The organism is Bacillus sp. 05T21 (assembly GCF_056396785.1).
In genome coordinates this window covers 393,983-410,392 of record NZ_JBFTMD010000001.1, presented here as the reverse complement: position 1 = coordinate 410,392, position 16,410 = coordinate 393,983, and the positions used below count along the sequence as shown (strand labels likewise).

21 protein-coding genes are annotated in these 16,410 nt (G+C 35.9%); 17 read left to right on the top strand and 4 right to left on the bottom strand.

Annotation, left to right across the window (positions count from 1 at the left end; translation table 11 throughout):
- The first annotated feature begins 101 nt into the window (after positions 1-101).
- The 8 genes from AC1DKZ_RS02100 to AC1DKZ_RS02065 all read left to right on the top strand — a co-directional run bounded on the left by AC1DKZ_RS02100 (position 102) and on the right by AC1DKZ_RS02065 (position 5,919).
- The gene (locus tag AC1DKZ_RS02100) at positions 102-722 is read left to right on the top strand and encodes a stage V sporulation protein AA (RefSeq protein WP_002067040.1); all 621 of its coding nucleotides are present in this window, start codon (positions 102-104) and stop codon (positions 720-722) included.
- A complete protein-coding gene (gene spoVAB, locus AC1DKZ_RS02095) occupies positions 715-1,131 on the top strand; it encodes a stage V sporulation protein SpoVAB (RefSeq protein WP_016092269.1) in 417 nt (138 codons plus the stop codon). The genes AC1DKZ_RS02100 and spoVAB overlap by 8 nt, the downstream gene beginning before the upstream one ends.
- A 12-nt stretch (positions 1,132-1,143) precedes the next feature.
- Positions 1,144-1,602, top strand: coding sequence for a stage V sporulation protein AC (spoVAC, locus tag AC1DKZ_RS02090; protein ID WP_002088449.1), 459 nt, complete (start codon positions 1,144-1,146; stop codon positions 1,600-1,602).
- A 13-nt stretch (positions 1,603-1,615) separates the two neighbouring features.
- On the top strand, positions 1,616-2,632 hold the full coding sequence (gene spoVAD / locus AC1DKZ_RS02085) for a stage V sporulation protein AD (protein WP_002088448.1): 1,017 nt from the start codon (positions 1,616-1,618) through the stop codon (positions 2,630-2,632).
- A gap of 3 nt (positions 2,633-2,635) precedes the next feature.
- A complete protein-coding gene (spoVAE, locus tag AC1DKZ_RS02080) occupies positions 2,636-2,986 on the top strand; it encodes a stage V sporulation protein AE (protein WP_002014916.1) in 351 nt (116 codons plus the stop codon).
- A 5-nt stretch (positions 2,987-2,991) separates the two neighbouring features.
- Positions 2,992-3,561 (top strand): stage V sporulation protein SpoVABEA, encoded by a 570-nt coding sequence (gene spoVAEA, locus AC1DKZ_RS02075; RefSeq protein WP_201031727.1) that lies wholly within the window; start codon positions 2,992-2,994, stop codon positions 3,559-3,561.
- A complete protein-coding gene (gene spoVAF, locus AC1DKZ_RS02070; protein WP_431181651.1) occupies positions 3,548-5,020 on the top strand; it encodes a spore germination protein SpoVAF in 1,473 nt (490 codons plus the stop codon). Before spoVAEA ends, spoVAF begins: the two co-directional genes overlap by 14 nt.
- Positions 5,021-5,115: 95 nt before the next feature.
- The gene (locus AC1DKZ_RS02065; RefSeq protein ID WP_476995586.1) at positions 5,116-5,919 is read left to right on the top strand and encodes a Cof-type HAD-IIB family hydrolase; all 804 of its coding nucleotides are present in this window, start codon (positions 5,116-5,118) and stop codon (positions 5,917-5,919) included.
- A 32-nt stretch (positions 5,920-5,951) separates the two neighbouring features.
- On the opposite strand, the gene AC1DKZ_RS02060 is transcribed toward AC1DKZ_RS02065, so the two are convergent.
- Entirely contained in the window at positions 5,952-6,818 is an 867-nt protein-coding gene (locus AC1DKZ_RS02060; protein ID WP_431181650.1) for a DUF1002 domain-containing protein, read from the bottom strand.
- Positions 6,819-7,005: 187 nt separating this feature from the next.
- Between AC1DKZ_RS02060 and AC1DKZ_RS02055 the strand changes: the two genes are divergently transcribed.
- Positions 7,006-7,443 (top strand): peptidylprolyl isomerase, encoded by a 438-nt coding sequence (locus AC1DKZ_RS02055; protein ID WP_000853785.1) that lies wholly within the window; start codon positions 7,006-7,008, stop codon positions 7,441-7,443.
- A 485-nt stretch (positions 7,444-7,928) separates the two neighbouring features.
- Positions 7,929-8,297: a GNAT family N-acetyltransferase RibT gene (gene ribT / locus AC1DKZ_RS02050; RefSeq protein WP_000908403.1), complete on the top strand. Its 369-nt coding sequence runs from the start codon at positions 7,929-7,931 to the stop codon at positions 8,295-8,297.
- Between the two features lie 19 nt (positions 8,298-8,316).
- Here the strand turns inward: ribT and AC1DKZ_RS02045 are convergent, their stop codons facing one another.
- Together AC1DKZ_RS02045 and AC1DKZ_RS02040 are read right to left on the bottom strand one after the other, a co-directional pair.
- On the bottom strand, positions 8,317-8,835 hold the full coding sequence (locus AC1DKZ_RS02045) for a DUF309 domain-containing protein (protein ID WP_404510609.1): 519 nt from the start codon (positions 8,833-8,835) through the stop codon (positions 8,317-8,319).
- Between the two features lie 99 nt (positions 8,836-8,934).
- Positions 8,935-9,030 carry a YjcZ family sporulation protein gene (locus AC1DKZ_RS02040; RefSeq protein ID WP_000510194.1) on the bottom strand — a complete coding sequence of 32 codons (96 nt, stop codon included), beginning with the start codon at positions 9,028-9,030 and terminating at the stop codon, positions 8,935-8,937.
- A 169-nt stretch (positions 9,031-9,199) separates the two neighbouring features.
- On the opposite strand from AC1DKZ_RS02040, the gene AC1DKZ_RS02035 reads away from it, so the two are divergent.
- The 6 genes from AC1DKZ_RS02035 to phnF all read left to right on the top strand — a co-directional run bounded on the left by AC1DKZ_RS02035 (position 9,200) and on the right by phnF (position 14,457).
- Positions 9,200-9,943 (top strand): segregation/condensation protein A, encoded by a 744-nt coding sequence (locus AC1DKZ_RS02035; protein WP_002088436.1) that lies wholly within the window; start codon positions 9,200-9,202, stop codon positions 9,941-9,943.
- 157 nt (positions 9,944-10,100) lie between these two features.
- Entirely contained in the window at positions 10,101-10,673 is a 573-nt protein-coding gene (scpB, locus tag AC1DKZ_RS02030; RefSeq protein WP_002088435.1) for an SMC-Scp complex subunit ScpB, read from the top strand.
- A 78-nt stretch (positions 10,674-10,751) separates the two neighbouring features.
- Positions 10,752-11,654 (top strand): ComEC/Rec2 family competence protein, encoded by a 903-nt coding sequence (locus AC1DKZ_RS02025; RefSeq protein WP_113937144.1) that lies wholly within the window; start codon positions 10,752-10,754, stop codon positions 11,652-11,654.
- A gap of 206 nt (positions 11,655-11,860) precedes the next feature.
- Positions 11,861-13,003 carry an N-acetylglucosamine-6-phosphate deacetylase gene (gene nagA, locus AC1DKZ_RS02020; RefSeq protein ID WP_476995719.1) on the top strand — a complete coding sequence of 381 codons (1,143 nt, stop codon included), beginning with the start codon at positions 11,861-11,863 and terminating at the stop codon, positions 13,001-13,003.
- A 4-nt stretch (positions 13,004-13,007) separates the two neighbouring features.
- The gene (gene nagB, locus AC1DKZ_RS02015; protein ID WP_002033913.1) at positions 13,008-13,796 is read left to right on the top strand and encodes a glucosamine-6-phosphate deaminase; all 789 of its coding nucleotides are present in this window, start codon (positions 13,008-13,010) and stop codon (positions 13,794-13,796) included.
- Positions 13,726-14,457 (top strand): phosphonate metabolism transcriptional regulator PhnF, encoded by a 732-nt coding sequence (gene phnF, locus AC1DKZ_RS02010; protein ID WP_277958602.1) that lies wholly within the window; start codon positions 13,726-13,728, stop codon positions 14,455-14,457. Before nagB ends, phnF begins: the two co-directional genes overlap by 71 nt.
- 73 nt (positions 14,458-14,530) lie before the next feature.
- Here phnF and AC1DKZ_RS02005 read toward each other — a convergent pair whose 3' ends face one another.
- Positions 14,531-15,337: a Cof-type HAD-IIB family hydrolase gene (locus tag AC1DKZ_RS02005; protein WP_002088430.1), complete on the bottom strand. Its 807-nt coding sequence runs from the start codon at positions 15,335-15,337 to the stop codon at positions 14,531-14,533.
- 165 nt (positions 15,338-15,502) lie between these two features.
- Here AC1DKZ_RS02005 and glcT point away from each other — a divergent pair, with 165 nt between their 5' ends.
- Positions 15,503-16,351: a glucose PTS transporter transcription antiterminator GlcT gene (gene glcT / locus AC1DKZ_RS02000; protein ID WP_002088428.1), complete on the top strand. Its 849-nt coding sequence runs from the start codon at positions 15,503-15,505 to the stop codon at positions 16,349-16,351.
- Positions 16,352-16,410: the final 59 nt, after the last annotated feature.

The window sequence follows — 16,410 nt, the reverse complement described above, 5'->3', positions numbered from 1 at the left end:
CCGAAATGGTACAGATGTTTTTTTTTATGAAAAAATTGTATTAGAAAAAATTCCAATAACCATACTACAACTACGAGGAAGAGTGAAGGGGTGAATGAAAATTGGAACAAACGATTTATATTAAAATGCGCAATCGCTTAAAAGTGTCTCCTACGTATGAAGTAAAGTTGAGCGATGTTGCTCAACTTGCCGGAGATTCTTTTGTAGTTGAGTTGTTACAAAATGAAATAGTCTACAAAATAACAGCGCATGATAAAACACATGTTGTAATTGATGTTATGAAAGTGATTGAGATTATTCAACAAAAAGCGGCTCACATACAAATTAATTTACTTGGTTCTGGACAAACTCTTGTTGAAATTATATATGAAAAAAAGAAAGTGCATCCGGTTTTCTTCGGACTTGTATGGTTGTTACTTTTCATTGGAGCGGCCCTTGCGATCATTTATTTCCATGAAGATGTAAGTATGCAACAAGTACACCAACGGTTATATTACATGATTACTGGAGAATTTAAGGCGCAACCACTTTTATTTCAAATTCCTTATTCATTAGGTCTTGGATTAGGTATGGTCTTATTTTTTAATCATGTATTTCAAAAGAGAATTAATGAAGAGCCGAGCCCGTTAGAAGTTGAGATGTTTCAATATCAGCAGTCGCTTGATCAATATGTAATTGTTCATGAAAACAAGGATAATATGAAACAGATTGCTGATGATTGAGTGTGCATTTGTTGTATTAATTGGCTTAGCTGGAGGGATTGCAGTAGGTAGCGGATATGTCGCGTTTTTAGCTGTACTTGGTATAATCCCTCGTTTAGCTCAATTAACGAGAAGTGGAAAGCATATTCAATACTTTGAGTGGGCGGTCATTGCAGGTACTTTAACAGGGGCTTGGTGTAGTTTGAAAAATATTACATTTCAAACGTCACAATATTGGCTTGTTATATTAGGGATATTTTGTGGCACATTCATTGGAATGCTCGCTGCGGCGTTAACGGAAGTGTTAAACGTTTTACCTATTTTAGCGAAACGAGTAAGGGTAGAGGAGAAAATTATTGTTTTACTCGTTGCTCTTGTACTTGGGAAAGTAATAGGCTCGTTGTTTCACTGGATTTATTTCGTAAAGTAGGAGGCAATATATATGGCAGGGCGAAAATTGAAGGACGATTACATAAATAAAGTGAAGGAGTACCATCCAAAACCGAACTATTTCATAAATTGTGTGAAGGCATTTCTTGTTGGTGGACTCATTTGTACAGTCGGAGAAATATTGATGAAATTTTATATACATTATTTTCACTTTAGTGAACAAGAGGCAGGAAATCCGACAGTCGCAACGCTTGTTTTATTGTCGGCGATTTTAACAGGGTGTGGTGTATATGATAAAATCGGGCAGTTTTCTGGAGCGGGATCAGCAGTACCAGTTACTGGATTTGCGAATTCTATGGCGAGTGCCGCACTAGAGCATAGGAGTGAAGGGATTGTTCTAGGAATCGCTACTAACATGTTTAAGCTTGCAGGAAGTGTCATTGTATTTGGAGTCGTCGGTGCATACATTATCGGGTTAATAAGATATACATTTCAAATTTTAATGTCTTAAAGGAGGGGTGGGTATGAGATTGACAGGAAAACAAACGTGGGTATTTCAAAATGATATCTTCGTGAATGCAACTGGTACTGCTGTCGGTCCGAAAGAAGCTGAAGGCCCTCTTGGAAAGGATTTTGATATTTCATATTCTGACTTACATTGCGGAGAGGAAAACTGGGAACTTGCTGAACGAAGGTTAATGTCAGACTCAATTCAACAAGCGATGCAAAAAGGGAATATAAAAAAATCGCAAATTGATTTCTTTTTAGCGGGAGATTTATTAAACCAAACAGTGACAGCAAATTATGTTGCTCGTGAGTATGGTATTCCTTTTTTAGGGATGTTCAGCGCTTGTGCGACGTCAATGGAAACGTTGGCGATTGGATCAGCTTTTATAGATGGTGGATTTGCGAATCGTATTTTAGCTACAGTAAGTAGTCATAATGCGACGGCTGAAAGACAATTTCGTTCCCCAACAGAATACGGAGGACAAAAGCCAGGGACAGCAAACTCAACTGTTACCGGAGCAGGGTCAATATTAATTAGCAATGAGGAGAGTGCAATTAAAATAACAGCAGCAACAATTGGTAAAGTGCAAGATTTAGGAATTGCTAATCCTTTAGATATGGGATCAGCGATGGCACCAGCTGCTGCTCATACAATTCAACAACATTTTGAAGATTTGAGAAGAAGTGCAGCTGATTATGATCTTATTGTTACTGGTGATTTATCGGCTGTTGGGACACCAATTGCGAAACAACTTTTACTTGAGGAAGGGTATGATTTGGGGAATGTATACAATGATTGTGGATTAATGATTTACAATTCAAATCAAGAAGAAGTGTTTGCAGGGGGCAGTGGTTGTGCTTGTTCAGCTGTTGTAACATACGGCCATTTATTGCGTGAAATGCAAAAAGGGAATTTACAAAGAATTTTTGTCGTTGCAACTGGAGCTCTATTAAGCCCCATGATGATGCAACAGAAGGAAACGATTCCAACGATTGCGCATGGTGTTGTGTTTGAAAGCGTTAAAGGAGAGTGAATTGTGGATTTTATATATGCATTTCTTGTAGGAGGAGCTATTTGTGTAATTGGACAAGTGTTGCTAGATTTCGCAAAGTTAACACCGGCACATTTAATGGCAACTTTTGTCGTCGCCGGAGCTATTTTAGACGGATTCGGATTGTACGATAAGCTTATAAAATTTGCAGGTGCTGGGGCAACAGTCCCTATTACAAGTTTTGGACACTCACTATTGCACGGGGCAATGCATGCGGCAGAAAAACATGGATATTTAGGAATTGGAATCGGTATGTTTAGCTTAACGTCTGCGGGGATTTCAGCAGCGATATTATTTTCATTTTTTGTTGCACTTATATGTAAACCGAAAGGATAAATCAAATGAGACGAAGGGTTGTTTTGGTCACAGATGGAGATGAATATGCAAAGCGGACAATTGAGCTGTTAACAAAGGAATTTGGGGGGAGGTGTATTTCAGCATCGCAAAGTAATCCGACCAAATTGACAGGGAAGAAAGTTGTTGAGCTTATTATGCAAACGCCATATGACCCTGTATTTGTCATGTTTGATGACAGCGGATTTATAGGAGAAGGATCTGGTGAAAAGGCGTTAAAGTATGTCGCAACACATAAACAAGTTGATGTACTCGGTATTTTAGCAGTAGCATCTAATACACATCATTGGGAATGGGCGCGTGTAGATGTAAATGTAGATCGGAATGGGAATTTGACAGAATATGGCGTTGATAAATTTGGACTCCCAGATGGTGAAATCGGCAGGATTAGTGGGGATACGATTTATTGTTTAGATGGTCTGAATGTTCCTGTCATAGTGGGGGTCGGTGATATTGGCAAGATGTGCGGAAATGATGAATGGGAGAGAGGATCACCTATTACTAGAAAAGCGATTCAATTAATTTTGGAAAGGAGTGGCTTTTATGACGAAGCCTAAAAAAGTGAATATCCCAATTTCATCTTTTTTAAGTGATAATGAAAATTATTTAAAGCAAACAGTTGGACTTGGTGTTACATACGATGTTGGTATTCGTAAATTTAAAATTTTAAATAAAGAAATTGGTGTGTTATTTGTAAATGGACTTTGTGATACGAATTATATTATCCCTATTTTAGAAGAAGCAGTGGATACAAATGAAATAAGGGATGTAGAAGAAGATACAGTAAAGCTTTTAGAGAATCGTTTAATTCATCAACAAGTAAGTAAAGTAAAAACGATGGATGATGTAATGCTCCAAGTATTATCAGGACTCATTGTTATATTTGTGGAAGGTGAAACGGAAGCGTTCGTAATAGATGTTCGTAGTTATCCGGGCCGGACACCGACAGAACCAGATACAGAAAAGGTAGTGCGTGGTGCAAGGGATGGATTTGTTGAAAATATCGTTGTAAATACAGCGTTAATTCGTAGAAGAATACGCGATCCACGTCTTCGAAATGAAATGATTCGAGTAGGGGATAGATCGCAAACGGATATTTGTATTACATATGTACAAGATGTTGCAAATCCGGATTTAGTGAAGATTATAAAACAAGAATTAAATAATATTGAAGTAGATGGGATTACGATGGCGGATAAAACGGTAGAAGAATTTGTAGTGAAACAAGGTTATAATCCATTCCCGCTTATCCGATACACAGAGAGACCAGATGTAGCAGCAAATCATCTGTTAGAAGGACATGTGTTAGTACTCGTTGATACATCACCAAGTGCTATGATCACTCCAACAACATATTTTCACCATTTACAGCATGCAGAAGAGTTTAGACAAAATCCAGCTGTAGGTACATTTTTACGTTGGGTACGTTTTTTAGGTGTTATATTTTCGCTATTCTTACTGCCATTTTGGCTAGTTTTTGTTTTTAATCCGACTCTTTTACCGGAAAGTCTTGCTTTCATTGGACCAAATAAGATGACGCATTTACCGATTTTATTACAAATTTTGATGGCGGAAGTCGGACTCGAATTTTTAAGAATGGCCGCCATTCATACACCGACATCATTGTCGTCGGCAGCAGGATTAATTTCTGCCATATTAATTGGTCAAATTGCAATTGATGTAGGTTTGTTTGTACCAGAAGTTATTTTATACGTAGCGGTTTCTATGATTGGGTCATTTGCAACGCCGAGTTATGAACTTGGACTTGGAAATAAGGTCGGAAAATTGTTTGTCATTATTTTAACAGGCATATTTCATGAAATGGGATTTGTCATTGGAATGACGATGTTGATTCTGTTTTTAACATCTATAAGAAGTTTGCAAACACCGTATTTATGGCCGTTTTTACCGTTTGATTGGGGCGCGTTAACGAAAATTTTACTTCGTCCAACTATGTCTAGTTTAAAGGTTCGTCCAAGTATTGTAAGACCTCAAAATGTGCGAAGACAAAAATAAGCGGGATTATGCTCCGCTTATTTTTTATTGAAAATTTATTGTTTTTTTAACAAAAATCAAACATTTTTTTTGTACAATTAGAGTAGATATTGTGTATGGAAGGGGAAGAGGACATGATTAAACTATTTGTAAGTGATTTAGATGATACACTCGTTTACAATATGAATGATATGCAAAAAGAAGATGAACGAGCGCTTTGTTGGCTAGCTGAAAACGGGACAAATATTTGTTTTGCCTCTGGCCGTTTTACTCACCGAATTGATGAGGCGGTAAAAAGGTTTTCGTTCCCGTATTACACAACTAGTTTAAATGGAGCGACAATGATACTACCGGATGGAAAAGTATTTCATGAATCGAGTTTTGAAGATGGGGTTGCCCAGGAAATATATCGATATATACATAAAAAGGGACTAGCAGATATTGTTTGTGCAAATGAGCAGCGATATACAAAAAGGAAGAATGAACATCACCATACTTTTGAAGAGTATATGGGAGTGCGTATTGCTGAAATCGAAGAGTTAGAAGAGGAATTTGGGAAGACTGTACATCCTGCGAAATTATTTGTTTTTGGCGAAGAAGAAAAAATTGTAGCATTAGATCAAGAGTTGAGAGATACATTTCATAGCGAAGCGGAAGTCTTTATATCGGGTAAGCGATATGTTGACATTATGCCAAGAGGTGTAAGTAAAGGAAGCGCTCTGAAGCGATTAATGGAACATTTACAAATTGAAGCAAATGAAGTTGCGTGTATTGGAGATTCTTTCAATGATATTTCTATGTTTGAAGTAACCCCGCACTCCTTCACCCTCCATCATGCTCATCCGTATGTGAAGGAGAAAGCAAATCATGTTGTCCGTTCGGTTGAAGAAGCTATTATGAAATTACCGTTACTTGTATAAAAAAGAAGCTCGTCACTGGCGAGCTTCTTTTTTTACTTGAATAAAGATTTAACGAAATCAATGATACTAGAGAAGAAATCTTTTACTTTATCTAGGAAACTTTGCCCTTCTTCAGATCCTAAGAAGGCAGACACATGGTCTTTTGCTTTCTCTAATTGGCTACCAACTTGGTTCCAATCGATATTAAGATTTTTCATTTTATCAAATAACGATACTAAGTTATCCAACTGTTCATCTGTTAATGTAATGCCAAGTTGATCAGCAATTTTTTTAATTAATGTACGTAAATCTTCAGTTGTTTTTGGCTGTTCTTTTGCAATTTCTTCTTTAATTTTTGCAACAAGTTGAACTGCTTTTTCTTCGCCGATTTTATCACCAAGTTTTGCTGTTTGTACCATTTCTTCATTGGCTACTTTTTTTACTTCTTCAGGAATGGCTTTGTTTGATGTTGTTTCATAGGCCTTCATTAAACCTGTTAAAGCAGCAGTTCCTGAAACTTTAAATGGTGCAGTAATTTGAATCTCTGCATCTTTCACACCTGCTGTAATAAGTGCATTTGTGTACATTGCATCTGTTATCGAATTAATGTTTTTTGAGCGTACAATGAGACCTGACCCTGGTTTTGTGTATGTAATCATAGAAGAGGAAATAGCTCTCGTACCAATTTGCGCTTTTGGAACGATGCCCTCTAGAAATTTATGTTCTTCCGCATTAGATACAGTAATAATTTGTGCATCTTTTGGTGCTTTCATTTCTTTCAAAAGATCTTGTTTCTGTTGTTCAGATAAGTTTTCTCCTAGTGTAACAATTGATTCTCCCTCAATGATGTCTGCAAATGAAGCTGTTGGCATAATAAATACGGCTACAGCTAATAGCAGAGCTAGTAATTTCGTTTTCACGAAAAATCGCTCCCTTTCTCTTTCTTAAATTTTCGGGCAACACAGTTATTATAGTATATTTTTCTTATTTGTCACCTAGCTTCTTCCACATTTCAAAAAAGAAGTATGCAGATTGTCGGATTCTTTTTGTTTCTCGTCATGAATATGGTAATATAGTGCTGAGATAGTTGAAAGGAGACATATACATATGAAAACTTTAGGATACATATTAATGGAAAATGGCGAAAAAATCGATTTAGAATTTTTCCCAGAAGAGGCACCAAAAACAGTAGAAAACTTTAAAAAATTAGCAGAGCAAGGATTTTATGATGGTGTGACATTCCACCGCGTTATTCCTGGCTTCGTAAGCCAAGGTGGAGACCCAACAGGCACAGGAGCAGGTGGCCCAGGTTACTCTATCCCATGTGAAACTGATGGAAATCCTCATAGACATCTTGTTGGCTCACTTTCTATGGCACATGCTGGCCGTAACACAGGTGGTAGCCAATTCTTTGTTGTTCATGAGCCACAACCGCATTTAGATGGCGTACATACTGTATTCGGTAAAGCAACAAGCGGTATTGAAACAGTATTAAACATGCGTCAAGGCGATGTAATGAAAGAAGTTAAAGTTTGGGAAGAATAAGTTACGAGAAAAGGAGAGCGATTTTGCTCTCTTTTTTTATTTCCTATAAACAGGGATTGGTATATATTTTAAAGTATATGACACAAATAGGACGGCTACTAACGTTAAATTATATTGTTCATGAGAACACACTTTTAACAAAATACATAGAATGGAGTACGAATTATATGCTTCAATAAATGTATTTCTCTTAACATATTGCTTTTAGTAGAACTACTTTGTTCAAAAGTGGTTAATAAGTGAAATGTGATGAGAAAGGGATTTTCCTTATAGTTCCTATATAGTATTGTCTCTTTTTTGAGCGGTGTAATAGAAAGAAATAGCGTGGAAACATATATTTGACTTTCTTCTTAACGCTTTGTATGATTATCAAGTTGTTTCAGCCTCTTCTCACTCTGGTAAAAATATTGTAGAATGAATGTGATATGAAAAGAGTGATTGAGGGGATAAATAGTTTGTAACTTTTGTAAGAAGGGATAAGGGTTATGTTAATTCGTTTTAAAAAAAGTTATGAAAAAATTGCAATGGGGCTTCTTTCATTTATGCCAACTGAAAAAGATGTAAAAACATTACAATTGACAATGAAAGAATATGAAGCGAAAGAGGATTGGCAATTGTATTTGTGGAAACAAAATGAAGATTTTGTTGGGATAATGGGGATTATAAAAAAAGAAGATCAGGTATTGGAAATTCAGCATTTGAGCGTGAATCCGTCTCACCGTCATATGGGGATTGGGACGAAGATGGTTCAAGAGCTTAAGAGTAAATTTCTTGAGTTTACAATTTGCGGAAATGAGCAAACAGCAAGTTTTTGTAAAAAGTGTAAAGAGCTTGAACAAAATATACATTCATGAAAGCAGGGATAAGTGTTTATTATCTCTGCTTTCTTTTTTGTAGTTGCTCGTGTCGTTCAGAAATGACTTCTGTTCGATCACGCAATGTGTGCTTATTTATGATGTATTCATCAGGAATGACGTTCACATCTTTCCAAGAGAGGTTTTGTTTCTTACATAACTGTATGCATTGTTTTTCTAACGATACGTCTAATAAGGGTAAAAATAACGGCGTGAAAATTTCCTTTTTGTGGATAGAGTGTAATCTTTCATTTAATAAGAAGATAAGTTGTTTATGATCTATTCCTAATTGATGTAAAGATGTACTGTTCTTTTCTAAAAGTGCTATTGCGCTTTTTATCATCTTCTCTGCACCATTCCAGTTGGATCGTCTGTGATGGTATAAGGAAACAGCAATTTGAATGAGACCGACTAAGTAATTGTCGCGTTCTCCTCTAGGTTTTAATTTCCAATACTCTTCTAATATTTCATGACATTCAAAATAATCATAGTCTCCGTGAAAATGAATTAAAAATTGTATGTACTCGGTAGGATACATTTTTTTCGCTCCTGTCTAACGGTTATATGTACAGTTTATCATAGAAATATTAACAATAAGCGACTAGGGAAATATCCCTAGTCGCTTTATTGCGTCCTATTAGCAGAAGCAAGCTGCTCCTACAATGATTAGTAAAATGAACAGTACAACAAGTAATGCGAACCCACCGCTAAAACCGCAATCAACGTGACCCATAGTTTTTTGACCTCCTACATTGTTCTTACTACATTGTTATCATATGAAGCGGTGGGCATTATGACATGGGCATAGGTCTATTTTTAATTAAATTTCTTAAAAAGGTTGGATAGAACATGAGTATGCTCTATACTTATGTTGTTATAGAAAAAATGTGGTGGGATGCTTTGTGCAGTATAATTTTAAAGTAGAGGCTTTTGAAGGGCCTTTAGATCTATTGTTACACTTAATACATCGTTACGAAATTGATATATATAATATTCCTGTAGCGGAAATTACAGAGCAATATCTATCTTATGTCCATACGATGAAAGAATTACAATTAGATGTTGCCAGTGAGTATTTAGTAATGGCTGCAACGTTATTGCAAATTAAAAGTAAAATGTTGTTACCGAAACAAGAAGAAGATGTACCTGATAACGGTGAAGACTTTATAGATGACCCTCGTCAAGAATTGATGGAGAGGTTAATTGAATATAAGAAATATAAGCAAGTTGCTACTGAGTTAAAAGAAAGAGAACAAGAAAGAGCACAGCTATATACACGTCCGCCAATTGATTTTACATCATTTCAACAAGAAGAGGAGACAAGCTTACCTCTTGATGTTACGTTATATGATATGTTAGCGGCATTTCAAAAGCTAATGCGTCGTAAAAAAGCAAAGACCCCCGTAACAACGCGAATTACTCGCCAAGAAATACCAATTGCACAGCGAATGACTGATATTCTACAACAGTTAGAAGTAAAAGGCGGTCGTCAAAGCTTTTATGATTTGTTTGCTGATGAAGAACGCGAAATAATGGTTGTAACATTTTTAGCGGTTCTTGAGCTAATGAAAAATCAACAAATCATAATTGAGCAAGAACATAATTTTGATGAAATTTTCGTGTTAAGCTCTAATAAATCCGTATAGAGTTGGTATGTGAAAATGGGATAGAAATATTTTATCTTATGTTAGGTTTTAATGTATCGTTTGGAACGAGAGAAGAAATATTGAACCGAACGCATTTACTGTGATTCGGTTTTTTTATGTGTATTTTTATGGAAAATAGGAGGAAGGAGTTCGTAAAATGGATAGAAAAGAACAAAAAGCGATTATTGAAGGACTTTTATTTGTTGCAGGTGACGAAGGGATTTATCCGGAACAGATAGCTAAAGTTCTGGAAGTTGAAGTGGAAGAAGTAATAAACAGTATAGAGGAAATGCAAAAAGAATGTGAAGGATCGAATCGAGGGCTGCAAATTGTACAATATGCAAAAGTGTATCGTTTTGCAACAAAGAAAGAACATGCTGCATACTATCAAAAATTAATAAATACCCCAACAACGGCTTCACTGTCTCAAGCAGCTCTTGAAACGTTGGCAATCGTTGCGTACCGTCAACCGATTACAAGAACAGAAATGGAAGAGATTCGAGGAGTGAAAACAGATAAGGCATTACAAACGTTAGTTTCACACTTACTTATAAAAGAAACGGGAAGAGCGGAAGGACCAGGGCGCCCTATTTTATACGGAACGACGAAAGAATTTTTAGATACGTTTGGATTGAAAACATTAGATGATTTACCACCTCTTTCGGAAGAAAATGAACAAATGAATGAAGCAGATTTATTCTTTGGTTCTTTACAGGAATTATCAAAATAAAAGCTTAGCATTTTGCTAAGCTTTTTTTGTATATCAATTACAGAGCGTGCCATACTAAATGAAAAAAGGAGACGAGTTATGAAAGGTGTACGGAGTATTCTATTGTTGGTTTCTGTTTTATTATGTTTTTCGTTAAACAGCGCATCGGCTAAAAGATATATGATGTCTATTCATACTGCGTCTTCTATACATATGCATCGGCAACATTTTGGTAAAATGAAAGTGAGTTTTTTAAAAGTTGGACAAGGTGATGCGACACTTATTACATTGCCAAATGGTCAAACGATGTTAATAGATGGGGGCCCTTATGAAGCGGGAGAGGTTATTATTCAAAAACTAATTGAAAAAGGAATTAATCATTTAGATGTGATTGTAAGTACTCATCCTGATATGGACCATATAGGGGGGCTTATTCCAATTGTAGAACAAATGCCGGTTTCACTCGTATTAGATAGTGGAAAAACATATAGTTCATTTACTTATCATACGTATCGGAATAATATTAAAAAAAGGGGCATACCGTTCATTTCAGTGAAGGAAGGACAATATATACCGTTAGATCCACATGTTGCTATACAAGTATTAAACAATGGTAAATCGAAAGACGAGAATAACGAGTCCTCAATTGTGCTAAAGATTCGATATGGAAAAGCGGACTTTTTATTAATGGGTGATGCTGATATACGGACGGAAAATGAAATATTAAAGCAATTTGATGTACATGCAGATGTATTAAAAGTTGGGCATCATGGCTCGTATACTTCAACGAGTGAAACATTCTTAAAAAAAGTAGATCCACAATTCGCTATTCTTTCGTACGGGAGTAGAAATCCGTATGGGCATCCTCATCAAAGTGTAGTAAGACGATTAAAACAGCGTGGTATAATGATATATGGAACAAACAAGCGAACTGTGGAAATAGAAACAGATGGTGAACATATTACTATGGGGGCAAGCGGTCTTATGCCATTACTTAAGTAACTAATTATATAAGAGGTTATTATCCATTTTGGTAAAAATGGATAATATATATTAGAATGAAAAAGAAATCAATTTCCTTTTTTCGCTGAACGAAGAGGAAATTTCATTAGAATGTATAGACAACTACTTGTGTGTATATTAAGATGGAATTAGGCGAATAAGGTAATAATAATAAGTAGGTATTTCATGGGAAAGGGTCGATGAAAATGAAAACGCAAGTTGTCATCAATGCCGAAATTTATACAGGTAAAGAAGTAGTGGAAAACGGATTTATTCGTTACACAGAAACAGTTAAAGAAATTGGTTTGATGGCTCAATATGTATCACAAGAAAATGAAACTGTGTTAGATGTGGTAGGAAAGATTGTGATTCCAGGTATGATTGATGTTCATATTCATGGTGGATACGATATTGATGCGATGGATGCAAATAGCGATGGATTAGTAACTCTTGGTAAAGAAATGTTAAAAGAAGGAGTTACAACTTACTTCCCAACAACAATGACACAAGCTCCAGAAGCGATTGAAGCGGCGCTAAGTGCTGCGAAGGAAGCGAAAGACAAAGGAGCACATTTCGAATATATTCACTTAGAAGGACCATATGTTTCAAAAAAACGTGCGGGTGCACAACCACTTGAACATATTGTTCCTGCGAGTATCGAGCAATTTAAACAATGGCAGGAAGCAAGCGGTAATCTAATTAAATTAGTAACATATGCACCGGAAGAAGAAGGTGCGTTAGAGTTTGAACAGTATCTTGCTGAAACAGGTGTTGTTGGCACAATGGGGCATACAGATGCAATTGATGCACAACTGAAAAACAGAAAAATTACACATGCAACACATTTATACAATCAAATGCGTGGATTACATCATCGTGAACCAGGAGTTGTTGGTCATGTGTTATTAAATCCAGATGTAATGGTTGAAGTAATTACAGATGGTATTCACATTCACCCTGATATGGTGAAATTAGCATATAAATTAAAAGGACCGAAAAAAGTAAGTGTCATTACAGATGCAATGCGTGCAAAAGGTCTTGAAGAAGGATTATATGAGCTTGGCGGACAGCCAGTACATGTAAAAGATGGCAGTGCCCGATTAGAAGATGGAACGTTAGCTGGTAGTATTTTAAAAATGGATCAAGCTTTCCGAAATGTAATTGAATTTACAGGATGTTCAATCGAGGAGGCAGTGTTAATGACATCAGTTAACCAAGCAGAAGAATTTGGATTAAATAATAAAGGCGCGTTAGCGGTAGGTAAAGATGCAGACTTTGTTGTTATGACTGAAGAATTACATGTATATGATACGGTTCGTTTAGGAATTCATATGAAGGAAGGGAAGTAATTAGATGAATATTCTTGTTGTAAAAACTCCAGAAGAATTAGCAGAAGCAGGTTATAAGTTAATTAAAGAGGTTGTAAAATCAAAAGAAAATCCAACTTTAGGAATGGCTACAGGAAGCTCTCCATTAGGTATTTATGCAGAAATGCGAAAAAATAAACTTGATACAAGTCATGCAACCACTGTAAACTTAGATGAGTACGTAAATTTACCACACGAAGATAAAAACAGCTATCATTATTTCATGCAAGAACAGTTGTTTGATCATCTTCCATTTAAACAAACTTATGTACCGAATGGGATGGCAAGTGATTTAGAGGAAGAGTGCAAGCGTTATGAAGGCATTCTAGTAGCTAACCCAGTTGACTTACAGATTCTTGGAATCGGTGAAAACGGTCACATCGGATTTAATGAGCCAGGAACACCATTTAATTCTCCAACTAACATTGTAGAATTAACAGAATCTACACGCCAAGCAAACCTTCGCTTCTTTGAAAATGAAGAAGATGTGCCGACTCATGCGATTACAATGGGAATTGGAAGTATTATGAAAGCGAAACAAATTCTACTTGTTGCTATGGGATCTAAAAAGGCAGAAGCTATTAAAGAATTATTGCAAGGTGAATATAGTGAGGCGTGTCCTGCTACAGTTTTACAACGTCATCCGAATGTAACCGTAATCGCAGATCCAGAAGCTCTATCTTTATGCAGTGAGGCGATTGCTGATGAACATCGACAAGTATTCACCATTTCCGATCTATTATCAGATTCAAGAGTGGGTGAAACAGCTAATTGAGGAAGGCGAATGGAAGCCGGGAGATAAAATTCCATCTGAGAATGAACTTTGTGATAAGTTCGAAGTGAGTCGTATGACAATCAGACAGGCGATTAATAACTTAGTGGAACAAGGTTATTTATACCGGAAACGTGGGATTGGAACGTTCGTCCAACTTCCGAAAGTGGAGCAAAAGTTGCAAGGAATGACGGGATTCACAGAAGATATGATTTCTCGTGGTATGAAACCGAGCAGCCAGTTATTAAGTTTCCGCCTAGTTCCAGCTACTGCTAAAATAGCAGACCGGCTGAGAATACAAGAGGGAGAATCGGTTTATGAAGTGAGGCGTACGCGCTTAGCTGATGACGAACCGATTGCATTTGAGACGACATATTTGTCGCCAACTCTTGTGAAAGATATTAACGAAGAAATATTGCAACAATCTTTATATGAACATTTAGAGAAAAAACTGGGCTTTAAGCTTGTTCGCGCTACTCAATCAATTGAAGCTTCAATTGCAACGGATAATGAAGCTGAACATCTGCATATTCCTAAAAAGGCGCCTGTACTTGTAATGCGCCAATGGTCATATTCAGAAGGTGAGATACCGTTAGAGTATGTGAAATGTATTTATCGTGGGGATCGTTATAAATTTATTACAAACATCGCACGTAACAAATAATATATTTCAGTTTGTAAAGTACAGTGAATTTTAAAGTGTTTAACATGTAAAGAAATAAAAATACGACTCATCCTTATAAGGAGTGAGTCGTATTTTTATTATGAGCAATTACGTGGTTAACAGCATCTTTAACCGTATTTACTACATAGTGAGCGTGCTCTTTTACTGCGTCATCTGCTTGAGACATAGCAAAACTGTGAGGAGTTAAAGAGAACATTGGAATATCATTATAAGAATCCCCTATGCAAGCAATTTCCTCTGGTTGTATTTGAAATTCTTTTAATAAAATAGAAATAGCAGAACCTTTACTAATATTTGGTGGCATTACATCTAAACATTGTTCAGCTGAAATGAAAGTACTAACTTTTCCATGGAATTTTTCATCAATCTTTTTTTGAAGGAGTTGTAAGTTTTCCTTTGTTCCACCGATAGAAATTTTATTTGGAAAAATTGTATCATCGATTTTCTGTAATAAATTTGGTTCTTCAACAGAAGTCATTGCTACTTGTTTTTCGAGTTCATGAATAAAAGGTGTCTTTTCTTCAATATAGTAATTATGCTCATCACTTACATAACGGAAATAAGGGTCTTGATTTGTCATAGCTAGTAAATCAGGAAGAATGCTGGAATCAAAATTTGCGGATAATAGTTGCTTATTTTCATTAGTGTATACAAACACACCGTTTACACTAATACGATGGAAATTTGTATTTACAGCTTTCATTAAGTCTGCGATTTCATTATCAAGTCGTCCAGAAGCGAAGCAAAGAATAACATTTTGCTCAGCAAGACTGCGAAGTGCCGCAACATCCTGTTCATCAATCAGACCTCCATGCTGCATCATTGTACCGTCAATATCACTTACAAACATTTTAATCATGTTGCTATCTCCTTTCTATGTACAGTTGCCCTTACATTATACGCATCATATACAAACATGTCTAAAAAATGAATTTTTATTAAATGGTAGATGTTTTATATTGACGAAAAAGAAGAATGTTCTGTAACATAAAAGTAGGCTATTTAAGTACGAGGGTGGTGTTATATGAGTAATTATCTAGAAATTAAAAAAGTTTTAAATAATAATGTCATCATTGCTAGCCATCCTGAACACGAGGAAGTAGTAGTGATCGGTAAAGGAATCGGATTTGGGAAAAAGGCTGAAGATGTGTTGGAGCAAGAACAAATTGAGAAAATGTTTGTTTTAAAAAATGAACGTGATCGAGAACAATACAAACTTTTAGTACCACATGTGAGTGAAAAGCTAATTGAATTGATGAATGATATTATGTTATACATTCAAGAAAAAGCGGAGTCTCCATTAAATGAACATATTCATATCGCTTTAACAGATCATATTTCTTTTGCAATTAAAAGGCTGAAACAAGGACTTACAATAGATAATCCTTTTTTAGTTGAAACGAAAATGCTATATCCAGAGGAATATAAAATTGCTGAAGGAGTTGTGAAACTTTTAAATTCTCGTTTGCAAATTACATTGCCAGAAGGAGAAGTTGGCTTTATCGCACTCCATATTTATAGCTCGCTTACAAACTCTGATTTATCTTCTGTTAATCAAAATTCTCGTCTTATTGCACAACTTGTGTCTTTAATTGAGACAAGCCTACAAATTACATTAGACCAAGAAAGCATTCATTATTTACGCCTTATTCGCCATTTACAATATGCTATTGAGCGGGTGAAAAAAGGAGAAAAAGTAGAAGAAGCACAGAGTTTTGCTGATTTATTAAAGTTGGAATATCCAGTTTGTTATAATTTGGCGTGGAAACTAGTCAAAGTAATGCAGAAAGAATTACAACTTCCTGTATATGAAGCGGAGAGTATTTATTTAACGATGCATTTACAACGATTAGTGAAAGTAGAACATGTGTAAAAAGACATATATTTTTGTCTAAAATGAAAACGTTAAAAAAAATGATTGAATCGCTTACA